The sequence below is a fragment of the Shewanella sp. WXL01 genome, from assembly GCF_012263345.1.
Lineage (GTDB): Bacteria > Pseudomonadota > Gammaproteobacteria > Enterobacterales > Shewanellaceae > Shewanella > Shewanella maritima.
In genome coordinates this window covers 945,253-960,740 of sequence record NZ_JAAIKQ010000001.1, presented here as the reverse complement: position 1 = coordinate 960,740, position 15,488 = coordinate 945,253, and the positions used below count along the sequence as shown (strand labels likewise).

At 44.5% G+C, this 15,488-nt stretch carries 10 protein-coding genes; 3 read left to right on the top strand and 7 right to left on the bottom strand.

What is annotated here, in order from left to right:
* Positions 1 to 189 precede the first annotated feature (189 nt).
* The 7 genes from ispD to rlmD all read right to left on the bottom strand — a co-directional run bounded on the left by ispD (position 190) and on the right by rlmD (position 9,886).
* Entirely contained in the window at positions 190 to 873 is a 684-nt protein-coding gene (ispD, locus tag G3R49_RS04125; protein WP_130598131.1) for a 2-C-methyl-D-erythritol 4-phosphate cytidylyltransferase, read from the bottom strand.
* A gap of 15 nt (positions 874 to 888) precedes the next feature.
* Positions 889 to 1,191 (bottom strand): cell division protein FtsB, encoded by a 303-nt coding sequence (gene ftsB, locus G3R49_RS04120; RefSeq protein WP_130598132.1) that lies wholly within the window; start codon positions 1,189 to 1,191, stop codon positions 889 to 891.
* A 115-nt stretch (positions 1,192 to 1,306) separates the two neighbouring features.
* The gene (eno, locus tag G3R49_RS04115; protein WP_167868710.1) at positions 1,307 to 2,608 is read right to left on the bottom strand and encodes a phosphopyruvate hydratase; all 1,302 of its coding nucleotides are present in this window, start codon (positions 2,606 to 2,608) and stop codon (positions 1,307 to 1,309) included.
* Between the two features lie 264 nt (positions 2,609 to 2,872).
* The gene (locus G3R49_RS04110) at positions 2,873 to 4,513 is read right to left on the bottom strand and encodes a CTP synthase (protein ID WP_130598134.1); all 1,641 of its coding nucleotides are present in this window, start codon (positions 4,511 to 4,513) and stop codon (positions 2,873 to 2,875) included.
* A 223-nt stretch (positions 4,514 to 4,736) separates the two neighbouring features.
* A complete protein-coding gene (mazG, locus tag G3R49_RS04105; protein WP_130598135.1) occupies positions 4,737 to 5,549 on the bottom strand; it encodes a nucleoside triphosphate pyrophosphohydrolase in 813 nt (270 codons plus the stop codon).
* A 396-nt stretch (positions 5,550 to 5,945) separates the two neighbouring features.
* Positions 5,946 to 8,156 carry a GTP diphosphokinase gene (relA, locus tag G3R49_RS04100; protein ID WP_130598136.1) on the bottom strand — a complete coding sequence of 737 codons (2,211 nt, stop codon included), beginning with the start codon at positions 8,154 to 8,156 and terminating at the stop codon, positions 5,946 to 5,948.
* 350 nt (positions 8,157 to 8,506) lie between these two features.
* Positions 8,507 to 9,886 (bottom strand): 23S rRNA (uracil(1939)-C(5))-methyltransferase RlmD, encoded by a 1,380-nt coding sequence (rlmD, locus tag G3R49_RS04095; protein ID WP_167868709.1) that lies wholly within the window; start codon positions 9,884 to 9,886, stop codon positions 8,507 to 8,509.
* Positions 9,887 to 9,986: 100 nt separating this feature from the next.
* Here rlmD and barA point away from each other — a divergent pair, with 100 nt between their 5' ends.
* From barA to recN, 3 genes are all read left to right on the top strand, one after another.
* The gene (gene barA / locus G3R49_RS04090; RefSeq protein ID WP_245335231.1) at positions 9,987 to 13,010 is read left to right on the top strand and encodes a two-component sensor histidine kinase BarA; all 3,024 of its coding nucleotides are present in this window, start codon (positions 9,987 to 9,989) and stop codon (positions 13,008 to 13,010) included.
* Positions 13,003 to 13,617, top strand: coding sequence for a YjaG family protein (locus G3R49_RS04085; RefSeq protein ID WP_167868708.1), 615 nt, complete (start codon positions 13,003 to 13,005; stop codon positions 13,615 to 13,617). The genes barA and G3R49_RS04085 overlap by 8 nt, the downstream gene beginning before the upstream one ends.
* 209 nt (positions 13,618 to 13,826) lie before the next feature.
* Entirely contained in the window at positions 13,827 to 15,485 is a 1,659-nt protein-coding gene (recN, locus tag G3R49_RS04080) for a DNA repair protein RecN (RefSeq protein ID WP_167868707.1), read from the top strand.
* Positions 15,486 to 15,488 lie beyond the last annotated feature (3 nt).

The following is a 15,488-nucleotide window of genomic DNA, read 5'->3' as shown; positions in this document are numbered from 1 at the left end:
TCGTTAGAAATTTTGTAGGTAGAGCAACTAGCTAGCTGCAATTTCTGCCTTGTTCTAAACGATTTTTCCTGCGTAATATCTGATCACTCATTTATCCCAATTGGTATTACCAGCAAAAAGTAACCACTAAAACGTTACGAGTGAAAAACTACCAATAAAAAGTAACGCTAAAAGAAACCTGAAATTGACCTAAGCGCGATGCGACAAAAATAGTTTTGCCAGAGCTAGGTCATCAGGGTGGGTAACTTTAATATTATCAGCGCGGCCTACAACTAAGCCTGGGTTCACTCCAGCCCATTCCATCGCGCTAGCTTCATCGGTAATTTTAGCGCCAGCATCGAGCGCCGCCTGTAAATTGAGTTTTAACTCTGCACTAGCAAAATATTGCGGCGTTAACGCATGCCATAAAAGCTCACGCTCGACAGTATCAACTATTCGTCCATTCGCATCACTGCGCTTCATGGTATCGCGCACCGGCATGGCTAATATTGCCCCTTGCGTAAACTCAGTCCTCGAAGCAATCAGAGCATCAATATCTTGATGGGTTAAGCACGGCCTTGCCGCATCATGCACTAATGCCCAGCTATCTGCTGGGGCGGCTTGTAAACCTGCAAGCACGGAATCGGCGCGCTCTGCCCCGCCAATGACGATAACGAGCTTAGGGTGTCTTGCTTGTGGTAAGTCTGCAAAAAACTCATCTTGTGGATTGAGCGCTACTATCACCTGGGTAATTTGTGGGTGGGACAGCAGGCAATCTAGCGTATGGGCCAATATCGGCTGCTCACCTAACATTAAGTACTGCTTTGGGATATCCGCTTTCATTCGGCTACCTATACCTGCGGCAGGTACAATAGCGACGATTTCTGTATGCATAAATAAAATAGAGAGTTACTGTCCGAATTGACTACTTTGGCGAATGTCGCTGCCCACGACGCGATAAAAAGTCTCGCCCTCTTTGACCATGCCGAGCTCGTTGCGAGCCCGCTCTTCAATGGCTTCAGTGCCACTTTTTAAGTCGAGGATTTCTTGCTTGAGAATTTGGTTGCGAGCGATGAGTTTCTCGTTACTTTGCTGTTGCTCGAGGATCTGAGCTTCAAGCACCACGTATTGAGACAGGTTATTCTCACCAAACCAAAGGCGATATTGCAACATGGCTAAAATAGCAACGAGTGCAAAGCAAATCCGTTTCATCGTTAAATCAGGCCGTAAGTTAAGACAAGCTACATGAATAAGTTGCTTGGTATAGTACAACAAAAAAGGCCACCAAGTGGTGACCTTTTTAGTTCTTTTCAGCCTGAAAGAGCGATTAAGCTTGGCCTTTTACTTCTTTAAGACCGTTGTAAGGTGCTTTTTCACCTAGCGCTTCTTCAATACGCAGTAATTGGTTGTACTTAGCAACACGGTCACTACGGCTTAGCGAGCCAGTCTTAATTTGACCTGCAGCAGTACCAACGGCTAAGTCAGCAATGGTTGCATCTTCAGTTTCACCAGAGCGATGCGAGATAACAGCGGTGAAGCCTGCATCTTTCGCCATCTTAATTGCAGCCAAGGTTTCAGTTAGTGAACCAATTTGGTTGAACTTGATTAAGATAGAGTTGGCGATACCGTTGTCGATACCACGCTTAAGGATCTTAGTGTTAGTTACGAATAGATCGTCACCTACTAGCTGAACCTTGTCACCAAGTAGTTTAGTTTGGTGAGCAAAACCGTCCCAGTCAGACTCATCTAGACCATCTTCAATCGATACGATTGGGTATTGGTTTACAAGCTCTTCTAAGAAGTGGTTGAACTCTTCAGAAGTGAATTGCTTACCTTCACCTTGTAGGTCATAGATGTTGGCTTCTTTGTTGTAGAACTCAGATGCCGCACAGTCTAGTGCTAAAGTGATGTCTTTACCTAGCTCGTAACCTGCATTGGCAACCGCTTCTTTGATTGCAGCAAGTGCAGCAGCGTTTGACTCTAGGTTAGGCGCGAAACCACCTTCATCACCTACAGAAGTAGAATGACCAGCGGCTTTAAGTACTTTAGCTAGGCTGTGGAATACTTCTGCCCCCATACGCAGACCTTCGCGGAAATTCTTAGCACCAACAGGTTGGATCATGAATTCTTGAATGTCTACGCTGTTATCAGCGTGCTCACCACCATTGATGATGTTCATCATAGGTAACGGCATAGAGTAAACACCAGGGGTGCCATTTAGATCAGCAATGTGCGCGTAAAGTGGCACTTTCTTCGCGTTAGCAGCAGCTTTTGCCGTTGCAAGTGACACAGCAAGAATAGCGTTAGCACCAAAGTTTGCTTTGTTCTCAGTGCCGTCTAGGTCAATCATGATTTGATCGATTTCAGCTTGTGCAGATGCATCTTTACCTACTAGCGCATCAGCAATTGGGCCATTTACTGCAGCAACTGCTTTTAATACACCTTTACCTAGGTAACGCGCTTTGTCACCGTCACGTAGTTCTAACGCTTCGCGAGAACCCGTTGATGCACCAGATGGTGCTGCAGCCATGCCAAATGAACCGTCTTCTAGGTAAACCTCAGCTTCAACTGTTGGGTTACCACGAGAATCCATGATCTCACGACCAATAACTTTAACGATGTTAGCCATAACGTCCTCTTACTTCCTTCCGTAAAATTGAAATTTAAAATACAAAACTAAAAATAAATACTGATAAATTTCACAGTGATACTAATTTATCGCCGTCAAACTAAACTTATTAGTATTAAACTTTCATTTCTGTAAGTTTTATTCAGCAAGCTAAGAATAAAATGAATTCGCTTTGGCTTCAACTGAGTTTACTAAAGCTAGGTGGATTTAGTTCAAAAATCCAATAAAAAAGGCCGTGATATGTCATCACGGCCTTGGTATTCATTACGCGTTAATGTCACGCTTTTGGTATGTTGCTGCAGCAGCAACAAAACCTTCAAACAATGGGTGTCCATCACGCGGCGTTGAAGTAAATTCAGGGTGGAACTGACCCGCAACAAACCATGGGTGAGATGGAATTTCAATCATCTCAACCAGTTTACGGTCAGATGATAATCCACTGAACTTCAGACCCGCTTGTTCTAGACGCTCAATGTAGTTGTTGTTAACTTCATAGCGGTGGCGATGACGCTCAACACAAGTTGCACTGCCATATGCTTCAGCCGCTTTCGAGCCTTCTACAAGATGACATAGCTGCGCACCAAGACGCATCGTGCCGCCCAGATCAGAAGTCTCAGTACGCTCTTCAACTTCACCTTCTTCGTTGATCCACTCAGTGATCAAACCAACAACAGGGTGCGACGTTTCGCTGTTGAACTCTGAAGAATGTGCACCTTCTAGGCCTGCTACGTTACGAGCATATTCAATTAACGCTACTTGCATACCTAAACAGATACCAAAGTAAGGAAGGTTGTTCTCACGAGCAAACTTCGCCGCTAGAATCTTACCCTCTACGCCACGCTCACCAAAGCCGCCTGGTACAAGAATACCGTCTAAGCCTTGCAGCACTTCATCACCTTTAGCTTCAACTGTTTGTGAGTCAACGTACTTAATGTTAACTGTCACGCGGTTTTTAAGGCCAGCATGTTTAAGTGCTTCATTTACTGACTTGTATGCATCAGGTAGTTCAATGTACTTACCTACCATACCAATGGTCACTTCGCCATTTGGGTTAGCTTCTTGGTAGATGACATTTTCCCACTCAGATAGATCTGCATCTTGGCAATCTAGGTGGAAGCGTTTAACCACTAACTCATCAAGACCTTGAGAGCGCAGTAGCGCAGGGATCTTATAGATGCTATCCACATCTTTAAGTGAAATAACAGCACGCTCTTCTACGTTACAGAATAGCGAAATTTTTGCTTTTTCATTGGCAGGGATAGCGCGGTCACCACGGCAAACCAACACATCTGGTGCAATACCAATTGAGCGTAGCTCTTTTACTGAGTGTTGAGTTGGCTTAGTTTTCACTTCACCTGCAGCGCCAAGGAATGGTACTAAGGTCAAGTGCATAAATAGTGTGCGTTCGCGTCCTAGCTCAACACCTAATTGACGAATAGATTCAAGGAAAGGTAGTGACTCAATATCACCTACCGTGCCACCAATCTCAACGATAGCCACATCATGGCCTTCACCACCAGCAATGATTTTCTCTTTAATCGCAGAAGTAATGTGCGGAATTACCTGAATGGTTGCACCTAGGTAATCACCACGACGCTCTTTACGTAGTACTTCTTCGTAAATACGGCCGGTTGTGAAGTTATTACGACGGTTCATCTTGGTGCGGATGAAACGCTCATAGTGACCTAAGTCTAAGTCGGTCTCAGCGCCATCTTCAGTAACGAAAACCTCACCGTGTTGAGTCGGGCTCATCGTCCCTGGGTCAACGTTAATGTAAGGGTCTAATTTCATGATCGTAACGTTTAAGCCACGAGCTTCTAAAATTGCTGCTAAAGATGCAGCTGCAATGCCTTTACCTAGTGATGAAACCACACCACCAGTCACGAAGATATACCTTGTAGTCATGCTGAACCTGAGAATTTGTGTTGGAAAATACGTGCTTGTAAGAAAGCACTAGGACGGGGCGACATTCTAACAAATCAGGCCATGGACAACAATTAGCAAACGCAATTTTTTATTATCATCGCCCTTGAAATATCGAAAACTATTTTTCAGTCAGCTAAGTTAAGCAAACTGATTAACCACATCATCAAGCAAGTCAAAAAACGAGCACATTAGACTTACTCTATCAAGCTTGCTGTGACTTCACGTTATCCCAATAGGCATCGAGTTCTTCAAGTGTGTGCGCTGACATACACTTACCACTTTGAGCCGCAAGCAGCTCAACGCCGCGAAATCGTGTTTCAAACTTGCGATTAGCCTGGCGCAGCGCTTGTTCAGGATCTACCCCCAAATGTCTTGCCATATTGGCAACAGCAAATAGCAAATCACCCATTTCTTCAGCGACTTTTGGTTGGTCGTTAACCTTAACCTCATGCAAGACTTCATCGATTTCTTCTTTTACTTTGTCAACGACTGGCTCAAGTGTCGGCCAATCAAATCCTACTTTTGACACGCGCTTTTGAATTTTTACCGCGCGATTGAGTGATGGCAGAGCTTGCGGAATATCATCAAGTAGTGAAGTTTGCTGTTTGGCGCTGCGCTCTTGCTGCTTAATTTGCTCCCACGATTGTTTAACTTGATTAGCCGTTTGCTCTGGCGTGTCGCTCTCTAAATTAAACACGTGGGGATGACGGCGGGTCAATTTATTGCAAATGCGCTCAACAACGTCAGCAAAGTCAAACATGCCTTGCTCACGCCCAAGCTGACAATAGAACACCACCTGGAATAATAGATCACCCAGTTCATCTGGCAGAGATTCAAAGTCTGCTTGCTCAATGGCATCGGCAACTTCGTAGGCCTCTTCGAGGGTAAATGGCACAATAGTCTCAAAGGTTTGCTGTTTATCCCACGGGCAACCAGTTTTGGGGTCACGAAGCTTCGCCATGATATCTAATAATGGCTGCATCACATCTAAGTTGAACTTGTTGGCATTGGCCATAATGGTTGTTCCACCTTCAAAATCTGCTTTAAATTAAACCTATTTCAAATTGAATCTACTTCAATTTAATCTATGACGGTTAGCAAAAAACGCTAGGTTTGGCATATCTAGCACCAGTATCAAACCTTGTGAAAGAAGGTGTGAGTATAAGGCGGCGCGGGAAGTAAAGCAGTATGAATATAGGGTTACTCAAGCATAAAGGGAGGCGAATAACCTCAGTACAAAAAAATGGTGATAAACCCGAATCAATTTATCACCATTTAGCATCATAGTTGTCAGCTTTTAGCTTAGCTCTAACACCTTTCTAGCACCGCTCCAGCCCTATTCTAACGAAAAGAGTACTAGCGCAAGGAGTACTAGCGCAAAGAGTACTAGCGCATAGAATAGTAGCGAAAGTTACAAGCGTCTTGCCTGCAACACTCCATCAATTTGTGACAGTTTTGCAAGGATGCGAGACAAACCATCTAAATTATACAGCTCAAGCTCTAACTCAACAGTGGCGGTTTGGGTTTTCACATCTGATGTTGAGCTCATTGCCATCACATTCGACTTTTCAGCAGCGAGGACAGTAGTAACATCGCGCAGCAGACCACTACGGTCATTGGCTTCTACCCGCACCTTAATGCGGTAGCCACCTGAGTAATTCTCGCCCCAAACCACATCGACACTACGCTCAGGGTGCGCGCGCATTAACTCTTTTACTTGCTCACAGTCGCTGCGATGGACTGAAATGCCCCGCCCCATAGTGATATAACCAAAAATCTCATCACCCGGTACCGGATGACAACACTTGGCAATATGGCTCATTAAGTTACCAACACCATTAACCTCAACCTGACCAGAACCAGACTTTTTCGGTTTTGGCTGCGACTTTTTAATAATGTCTTCAACCAGGTTCTCATCGCTCTCAGGCTCTCGGCGAATTTGGGTTTCAGTGTAGTTAACCACCTGATTTAAACGCAAATCACCGCCGCCAATGGCTGCTAACATGTCATCCATAGATAACAGGTTAAATCGCTCAACTGCTATTTGCGCATCTTTAAGCTTCAAGCCAATGCGAGATAACTCACCTTCGAGCATTTCTTTACCAGCAATAATGTTTTTGTCTCTGTCTTGCTGCTTAAACCAATGCTGAATCTTCGAGCGTGAACGCGACGACTTGATATAGCCAAGGTTTGGATTAAGCCAATCGCGTTTCGGGTTAGGATTTTTCGAGGTGATGATCTCAATGCGCTCACCAGTCTCAACCTTGTAAGTGAACTGCACAATACGGCCATCAACTTTAGCGCCAATCGCTCTATGACCCACTTGTGAGTGAATATAGTAAGCGAAGTCCAGTACAGTTGAGCCTTGAGGTAAATCAACCACTTCACCATTTGGCGTAAACACGTAAACGCGATCTTCAAATACCTGGCTGCGAACCTCGTCAACCAGGTTACCACTTTCAGCCACATCTTCTTGCCATTGCAGAATTTTACGCAGCCAATTGATTTTCTCTTCGTAGCTGCTTTGTTTGGCTGTGTTTGCGCCTTCTTTGTATTTCCAGTGAGCCGCCACACCTAGCTCTGCATCTTGGTGCATTTCTTCGGTGCGGATTTGAATTTCAACCGTTTTGCCTTCTGGGCCAACGACGACAGTGTGGATAGATTGATAGCCATTAGGTTTTGGGTTGGCTACATAATCATCAAACTCACGTGGAATATGATGCCAAAGCGTGTGTACAACGCCGAGCGCGCCATAGCAGTCTTGCAGGCGCTCGGTAACAATACGCACTGCGCGCACATCAAATAGCTCATCAAACTTAAGGTCTTTGCCCTTCATTTTGCGCCAGATTGAATAGATGTGCTTAGGGCGGCCATAGACCTTAGCTAAAATGCCGTCTTTGTCTAATCGCGCTTGAAGGTCAGTCACAAACTTGTCGATAAAGGTTTCGCGGTCGAGGCGCTTGCCGTCTAGCTGCTTAGCAATATCTTTATAGGTTTGCGGATGTAGGTAGCGAAACGAGATATCTTCTAGCTCCCATTTCAGCTGACCAATACCTAAACGATTAGCAAGCGGCGCATAAACATCAGCGATTTCGCGAGCAAGCAGTACACGGGTTTCTTCATCGGCGGTTTTAACTGCCCGCAGCAAACAAATACGCTCAGCCAGTTTCACTACAACCGCACGCACGTCTTCGACCATGGCAAGTAGCATTTTACGAATATTGTCGACCTGCGGCTCGCCAGTACGCACTGAATGGCCATCAACTTTTAGTGCGCCAATGGCGTCCATGGTGATTACGCTAGAAACGAGCTTGGCTAGTGACTTGCCATAGGTGTCTTCAATCTTTTCAAGGTTGATAATGCCGGCATCTAACACCACAAACAGCACTGCTGCTTGCAGGGTTTCAATGTCCATATTAAGCGGCGCAAGAATTTCAATCATCTCGCGGGCGCGAGCAAGCAATTGAGTATGGGCAATTGAATTGTCTACTGGCAGGGCTTCTAGCTCGCCAATAAGCTCCAGTAAACATTTGGCATCTTGCTTGTCTTCAATATATCGTGCTACCCATTCTTCCAGGTGGAAGGGCTGGGTATTAAAATGCGCTTCACGAACCGATACCATGTCAATTTCCTTAACTTCTTCTAGCTTCCGACAACTTATACCAATCAGAACAAGTATATGATCATCCTAACTGGCCAAAATCGCTTATAACTTCATTAAAAATTTTGTAGGTAGAACAACTAGCTAGTTGTAATTTCTGCCTTGTTCTAAGCGATTTTTCCAGCGCAATCTCTGATCACTTATTTATCCTAACTGGTATTAACCTATTGCTATGACTTAAAAATAACCAGTTAATTCATCTAATTACTGCTAAATCCCAATAGTCGCCCTGCATTGTAATCTTATTCCATCAAATACTAAATAAAGCAAAACACTTGTTTAACGCTTTGCCCGCAAAAACCTAACTTTTATCACGTTTCAAGCTCAAATAGCGCCATCGCCTCGATATGATGAGTTTGCGGGAACATGTCGATATTAGCCAGTCGGGTTAATTGATAACCATACTTAACTAAAACTTCGATATCACGGGCGAGACTTGCTGGATTGCAAGACACGTAAACAATGCTTTTAGGCTGCATTTGCTCAAGGTTTTCTAGGCACTCATAAGCACCAGCCCGCGCAGGATCTAACAGTAATTTATCGATTTTTCCAAGCCATGGTTGCTCATTTAAGTCACTGCTTAAATCGGCGTGATAAAAGTTAATGTTATCCAAGCCATTAACCTTAGCATTCGTACTGGCTTGCTCGACCATTTCAGGAACACCTTCAACACCGATAACTTCAGCTTGCTTAAGCGCCAGCGGCAAACTGAAATTTCCCACGCCGCAGAATAAATCTAGTATTCGCTCTCCTGCTTGTGGGGCTAGCCAATCAATAGCCTGCTCGACCATTGCTTTATTCACCTGCGCGTTGACCTGCACGAAATTACCAGGCGTAAACGAGCAGCGAATGCGATCATCTGCGAGCAAGTAATAAGGTAAGGCAACGGCTTGGTCTTTATTTTGTTCCTTGTGTTCAAGCACAGGAAACAGCTGTAATAACTCGCCTTGGTCGTCTTGGAGTAATAGCCGAATTTTCAACTTCTCAGCTAAATTAATCAGCCACCTCTTATCTGAATTGGGTAGTGATTTAGTAACTCTTAGTACCGCGAGCACTTCATCTTCAGATTGTGTTAGCTCCAAATGCCCTAAACTCGTTTTAGCTTTTAATTGATTAAGTGCTTTTGCAAACGGCACAATCAATTCTGATAACGGCTTTGCTAGCACCTGACATTCGTCAATGGCAACAATCTTGTTAGAGCCAGGGGAACGAAAACCTAGCTTGAGTTCGTTCGCCTGTTTATTAAATAACGTGGCTAAGCGCGCGCGGCGGCGATAATGCACCGGCTCGCTCGTAATATCACCCACGAGTACAGCGTCATCAACTTGCTTAATCGGCGACAACTTTTTAATTAAATTCACCAAGCTAGTTCGCTTATGGGCAATTTGCTGATTATGCTGTAAATGTTGCATGTCACAGCCGCCACACTGCTGGTAGTGACGACAAAAAGGTTTGATTCTGTCATCACTAGGTTGCATGACTTTTAACAGCTTGGCTTTGGCGAAATTCTTTTTTTGCTCGACAAATTGAGCGCTTACAGTCTCGCCTGACAGGGCGCCAGGAATAAAAACCACTTTGCCATTATGCTCGGCTACGCCGGCACCTAAATGGTCAAGCTGGGTTACATCTAAAGTCAGCTTGCTTGATAATTGTTTGGATTTATTGGCTTTTGGTTTGTAAAATTGCGCCATTTCGGCCTCAAGTTGGCAATAAAAAACTAGTCAACACTGCTCAAAATCTGGCAGTCTAAGTGCTAGCGAAATTATATCAAATAGGACAGCTTTGGATACCATGGAAACAGCTAACAGTGTAACCAAATTCAGTTTGCGATCTTGGGTACTGGTACTCGCGTTAGCCCCCACCATTGTGGTTGGTATTTTACTTGGTAGCTATTTTACAATTAATCGTTTCTACGAATTAGAAGACACGTTAATTGCTAAAGGGCTGAGTATTGCTGAGCCCTTAGCCATTGCCAGCGAATTTGGTATTGTCAGCAACGACAGAGAATCCACCAAACGCCTATTATCTGCATCTCAGGTTCGCAATGCCTCTCTGATACACTCTATTGCGTTATTTGATACCAATAACCAACTGTTTGTTACCTCTCATTACCACAAAGATTTTGAGACCATGCGCTACCGCAACCCTGTTGCACAACTAACACAAAGCGAGCATGAAACCATAGGGGATACCATGATCATCCGGGTCCCTGTGGTAGCCAACACCGAACTCAAGCCCAAAAAGGCGGCGCAATCTCAGACTCAGCAAATCGATGTTCCGATAGTGTCAGAGCCAGAGCGAGCACACCCCAATAACAGGCCCATTAATGTTGATGCCGAGGATCTACTCGATGGCGCTGAGCAATATCAAGGGTATGATCAGACTTTGCCGTCAGACACTACTGCGCAGTTGATTGCGCTTGCCAATGATTCCCAAACATCTCGGACACAAACTGCTGAACCCGCAAGACCTGCTGCTAACAATGAAGTTTACAACGAACGTGACGAACGCCTTCTTGGTTATATGGCGATTTTAATGAACAAGGAAAATGCACTCCTTGCACAGCACCGCTCAGCCATCGCAGCGTTTGTGATTATCTTAATTGGCGTACAATTTAACCTGTTTTTTACCTTTCGCTTAGTGAAGTTTGTTAACCACCCTATTACCGAAATGGTGCGCGTGGTGGCTAAAATCCGTGAAGGTAAGCTCAGTGCTCGGCTTGAAGGTAATTTGATTGGTGAACTGGATTTATTGAAACGTGGTATTAACGCTATGGCAAGCTCCTTGTCGGAATACCATGACGAGATGCAGCAAAATATTGACCAGGCGACATCTGATCTTCGAGAAACATTAGAGCAAATCGAGATCCAAAACGTCGAGCTTGATTTAGCTAAAAAACGCGCCCTTGAGGCCAGCCAAATTAAGTCGGAATTCTTAGCTAACATGTCTCATGAGCTGCGCACACCACTTAATGGCGTCATCGGCTTTGCTCGTCAGTTAATTAAAACGCCACTGCACTCGAGTCAGCTCGATTACATTAAAACCATTGAACGCAGCGCAACTAACCTACTTGGGATCATCAACGATATTCTCGATTTCTCCAAGCTTGAAGCCGGTAAAATGGTACTTGAAAAAATGCCTTTTGCCCTGCGAGAAACCATCGCTGAGACCCTAGGCATTATCGCAGTAAGTGCACAAGAAAAAGGCCTAGAGCTGGTTGTCGATATTGACTCAAATGTTCCAGAAAGTGTTACAGGTGATGCGATGCGGATCAGCCAAATTATCACTAATTTGGTCGGCAATGCGATTAAGTTCACTGACGAAGGCAGCGTTAATATCAAAATCCACTTAGTGACCTTAAGTGATGAGACTGCCACCTTACGCTGTGAGATTATTGATACCGGCATAGGTATTGATGAAAGCCAACAAGATTACTTATTCCAGGCATTTGGTCAGGCTGACTCGTCGATTAGCCGCCGCTTTGGGGGCACAGGTCTTGGTCTAGTGATTACCAAGCGCCTAATCAACCAAATGGGCGGGCAAATCGGTTTTACCTCTAGTCCTAATCAAGGCTCAAACTTCTGGTTTATCCTGCCATTAGGCATTAGCCAATTCCAAATTGGTGAAGTTCTACCTATGGATGCGCTGCACCACAAAAATGTATTGGTGTTTGAGCCTCGCTCATTAAGCCGCGATACCCTGAACCGCCGCTTTGAGTCATGGCAAATGTCACTTACTAGTGTAGGGCAGCTGGATCACTTTGAGTCAACTTTAGACAATGACAAGGTGTTCTTCGACTATATTATTGTCAGCTGTAAAGGCTTCAAAACAGATGAAGACTTCACCAAACAACTGCAAAAAGCCAAGCAACATACTAAATGCCTAGTATTAATGCATGAGATTCAAGATCAAAGATTAATTGAAGAAGTGCTCACGCCAAATACCGATGTTCTACTAAAAACGCCAGTGAGCGACTACACTCTTGCGCGACATATGATTTACCCACCTGAGCCTAAACCGCTACAGCAAATCACCAAAACACCGGTTAAAGTACAAGAGAAAGCCAATGTTAACGTACTGGCAGTAGATGATAACCTTGCCAACCTAAAGCTTATCGACACGCTATTAAATGAGTTAGTCACCAACGTGACCACAGTCAAAAGCGGGGAAGATGCGGTGCAAGCATCCCGCAATCAAGTCTTTGATATCATCTTTATGGATATTCAAATGCCTGGGATGGATGGCTTAAAAGCCACAACCATTATTCGTGACAACTCACTTAATCGTCACACGCCGATTATTGCAGTTACTGCACACGCGGTTGCTGAGGAGCGTGAGAATATTTTACAAAGCGGCATGGACGGTTTCTTACCTAAACCTATTGATGAAGAGTCCCTCAAAACCGTCATCAACAAGTGGGTCGCCGCGCCGCAATTTACCCACTTTGATGTGCACACTCTCAATTGGGAACTATGTTTATCGCAAGCTAACCAGAAGCCAGATCTTGCATTCGACATGCTTAAAATGTTGATGGAGTCGATCCCTGAAACCATGAACAATATTGAGCAGTCGTTTGCCGAACACCAGTCTGAGCAATTACTGCAAGCCGTACATAAACTTCACGGCGCAAGCTGCTATAGCGGCGTACCGCGAACGCAAAAGCTGTGTCAGGAGATTGAATCGGCGTTAAAGCAGAAAACCCCGATTAATGACATTGAACCAGAAATACTAGAGTTACTTGACGAGTTAACTAAGGTAGAATCTGCAGCACAGCAAGTCATAGATCAATTATCGGTGGAAATCCCCAATGACTAACAAGACAGGTTTTTTTAAACGTCTTAAAGCCCTTAGCCTGCCGCAAAAACAAATTTTTGCTATCGCTTTATGCCAACGTATGCTTCCTAACTACCAACTGTTTAGCGAAGTGTGTGAATTTGGTAAACCACAAGTACTTAGCACAGCGCTTGAATTACTGTGGCAAAGTCAGTACGACAAAAAACTCAAGTTTAACCTTGATGTACACTTACAACGCCTTGAAGAAATCATGCCAGAGCCGGCAGATTTTGACGTTTATGGCGTCTATCCTGCTCTAGATGCCGCGGTTGCGGTTTCAACTTTACTCAGTGCGATCAACGCCCAAGCTGAAGAAGATATTGTTAACATCAGCAAGCTTTCTTCAAGCACGGTTGCGCACTACATTGAAGCCATGAGCGAGCAAGAGCTTGAAGGACAAAACCTAACTCACAAGCAACTCGACGACTATGTATTTGCCCACCCTATGATGGAGCAAGAAAAGCAATTGCAAGGTATGCTGCTTGATATCATTGAGCTAGAGCCTCTCAATGCCGAGTTCATTAAAGGTTTGCGCAAAGACATCATTGAGGCCGACGCCTCAAACCTCGGTATTAGCAGTAAAGCTTAATTACTGTATTAATAGCCGTTTTAATAACTCATTTCAAAGCTCGCGGTCGCGAGCTTTATTTTTATCTAAATAAAATTCAACAGCTTAACAGTATTAACAAGTTATATAAGCATACAAGGACACATTTTTTCAGCAACCGCCTTTACTGTATAAAAAATCAGTATATACTGTTTATCAATACAGTGGTTGAGTAAAAATAGGACAACAAGATGCTTTGCCAGCTAAACATTAACAACTTTGCTATTGTGCGCTTTTTAGAATTGGATTTTAAAGCGGGCATGACCAGTATTACTGGCGAAACCGGTGCAGGTAAGTCGATTGCGATTGACGCCCTTGGCTTGTGCCTAGGTAACCGAGTCGACACTAACTCTGTGCGCGCAGGAGCAAGCAAAGCTGAAGTAAGCGCCCGCTTTACTTTAGATGATGTGCCTTTGGCAAAGCGTTGGCTAGAAGATAACGATCTCGACTTAGATGACGACTGTATTTTACGCCGTACTATCAGCGCTGAAGGTCGCTCTCGCGCCTACATTAACGGCAACCCTGTACCTGTTACTCAGCTAAAGTCTCTAGGGCAATTATTAGTTGGCATTCATGGTCAACACGCCCACCATGCGATGCTAAAAAGCGAGCACCAACTTACCCTGCTCGATGCCTATGCTAACCATAAAATGTTGCTTGACGCTGTAAGCAACAGCTATCAAAGAAGTCGCCAAATTGAGCAGGAATTAAAGCAGCTTGAACAAGCTCAACACGAGCGCCTTGCGCGTAAGCAGCTACTGCAGTATCAAGTCGAAGAGCTTGATGAATTTAACCTGGGCGCGACTGAATTTATTGAGATAGAACAAGAACATAAAAAGCTTGCTAACGGCAGTGAATTGATTGAGAGCTGTCAGCACACCTTATCGCTATTAAGCGACAATGAAGAAGCAAACATTGGCTCACTGTTATACCAAAGCATCAGCCTTGCCGACAGACTCAGCGAGTTTGACCCTGAGTTAGCTCAAGTAAGTGAAATGCTCAATCAAGCACTTATTCAAGTTCAAGAAAGCGCCAGTGAAATTGAGTCTTACGTTAGCAATATTGAACTCGACCCGCAGCATTTTGAGTACCTGGAAAACCGCCTGTCCATGGCTATGCAACTGGCACGTAAACATCAAGTGTCAGCCGATGAACTTGCTAAGCATCACCAAGCTTTAAAAATTGAGCTTGAGGATCTCAGCAGTGATGAAACCAAGTTAGATGAAATTAAGCAGCAACTTGCACAAAGCCGAGAGGCTTACCAGCAACATGCGAAAAAACTGAGTCAAAGCCGCACTCGCTACGCGAAAGAGCTAAACAAGCTAGTGACCCAATCAATTCAGGAGCTAAATATGCCTAAAGGCAAGTTCTGTATTGATGTCGACTTTAACGAGGACGCTATGAGCGCAATGGGCTCAGATAAAGTTGAATTCACGGTAACCACTAACCCAGGACAACCACTGCAACCTATAGCCAAAGTGGCATCAGGAGGTGAGCTTTCACGTATAGGCTTGGGCATTCAGGTTATTACCGCAAAAAAAGTCTCTACACCGACACTTATTTTCGACGAAGTTGATGTGGGTATCTCAGGCCCAACTGCAGCGGTAGTCGGCAAAATGCTACGCTCACTAGGCGAGTCTACTCAAGTATTTTGTGTGACCCATCTGCCGCAAGTAGCTGGCAATGGCCATCAGCACATGTACGTTAATAAATTCAATAAAGGCGGCAAAACCGAAACCATGATGACGCCGCTCAATAAAGACCAAAGGGTTAACGAGCTAGCACGACTGTTAGGTGGCGATATCATCACAGAAAACACGCTTGCCAATGCTAAAGAGCTGCTGCAGTAATAT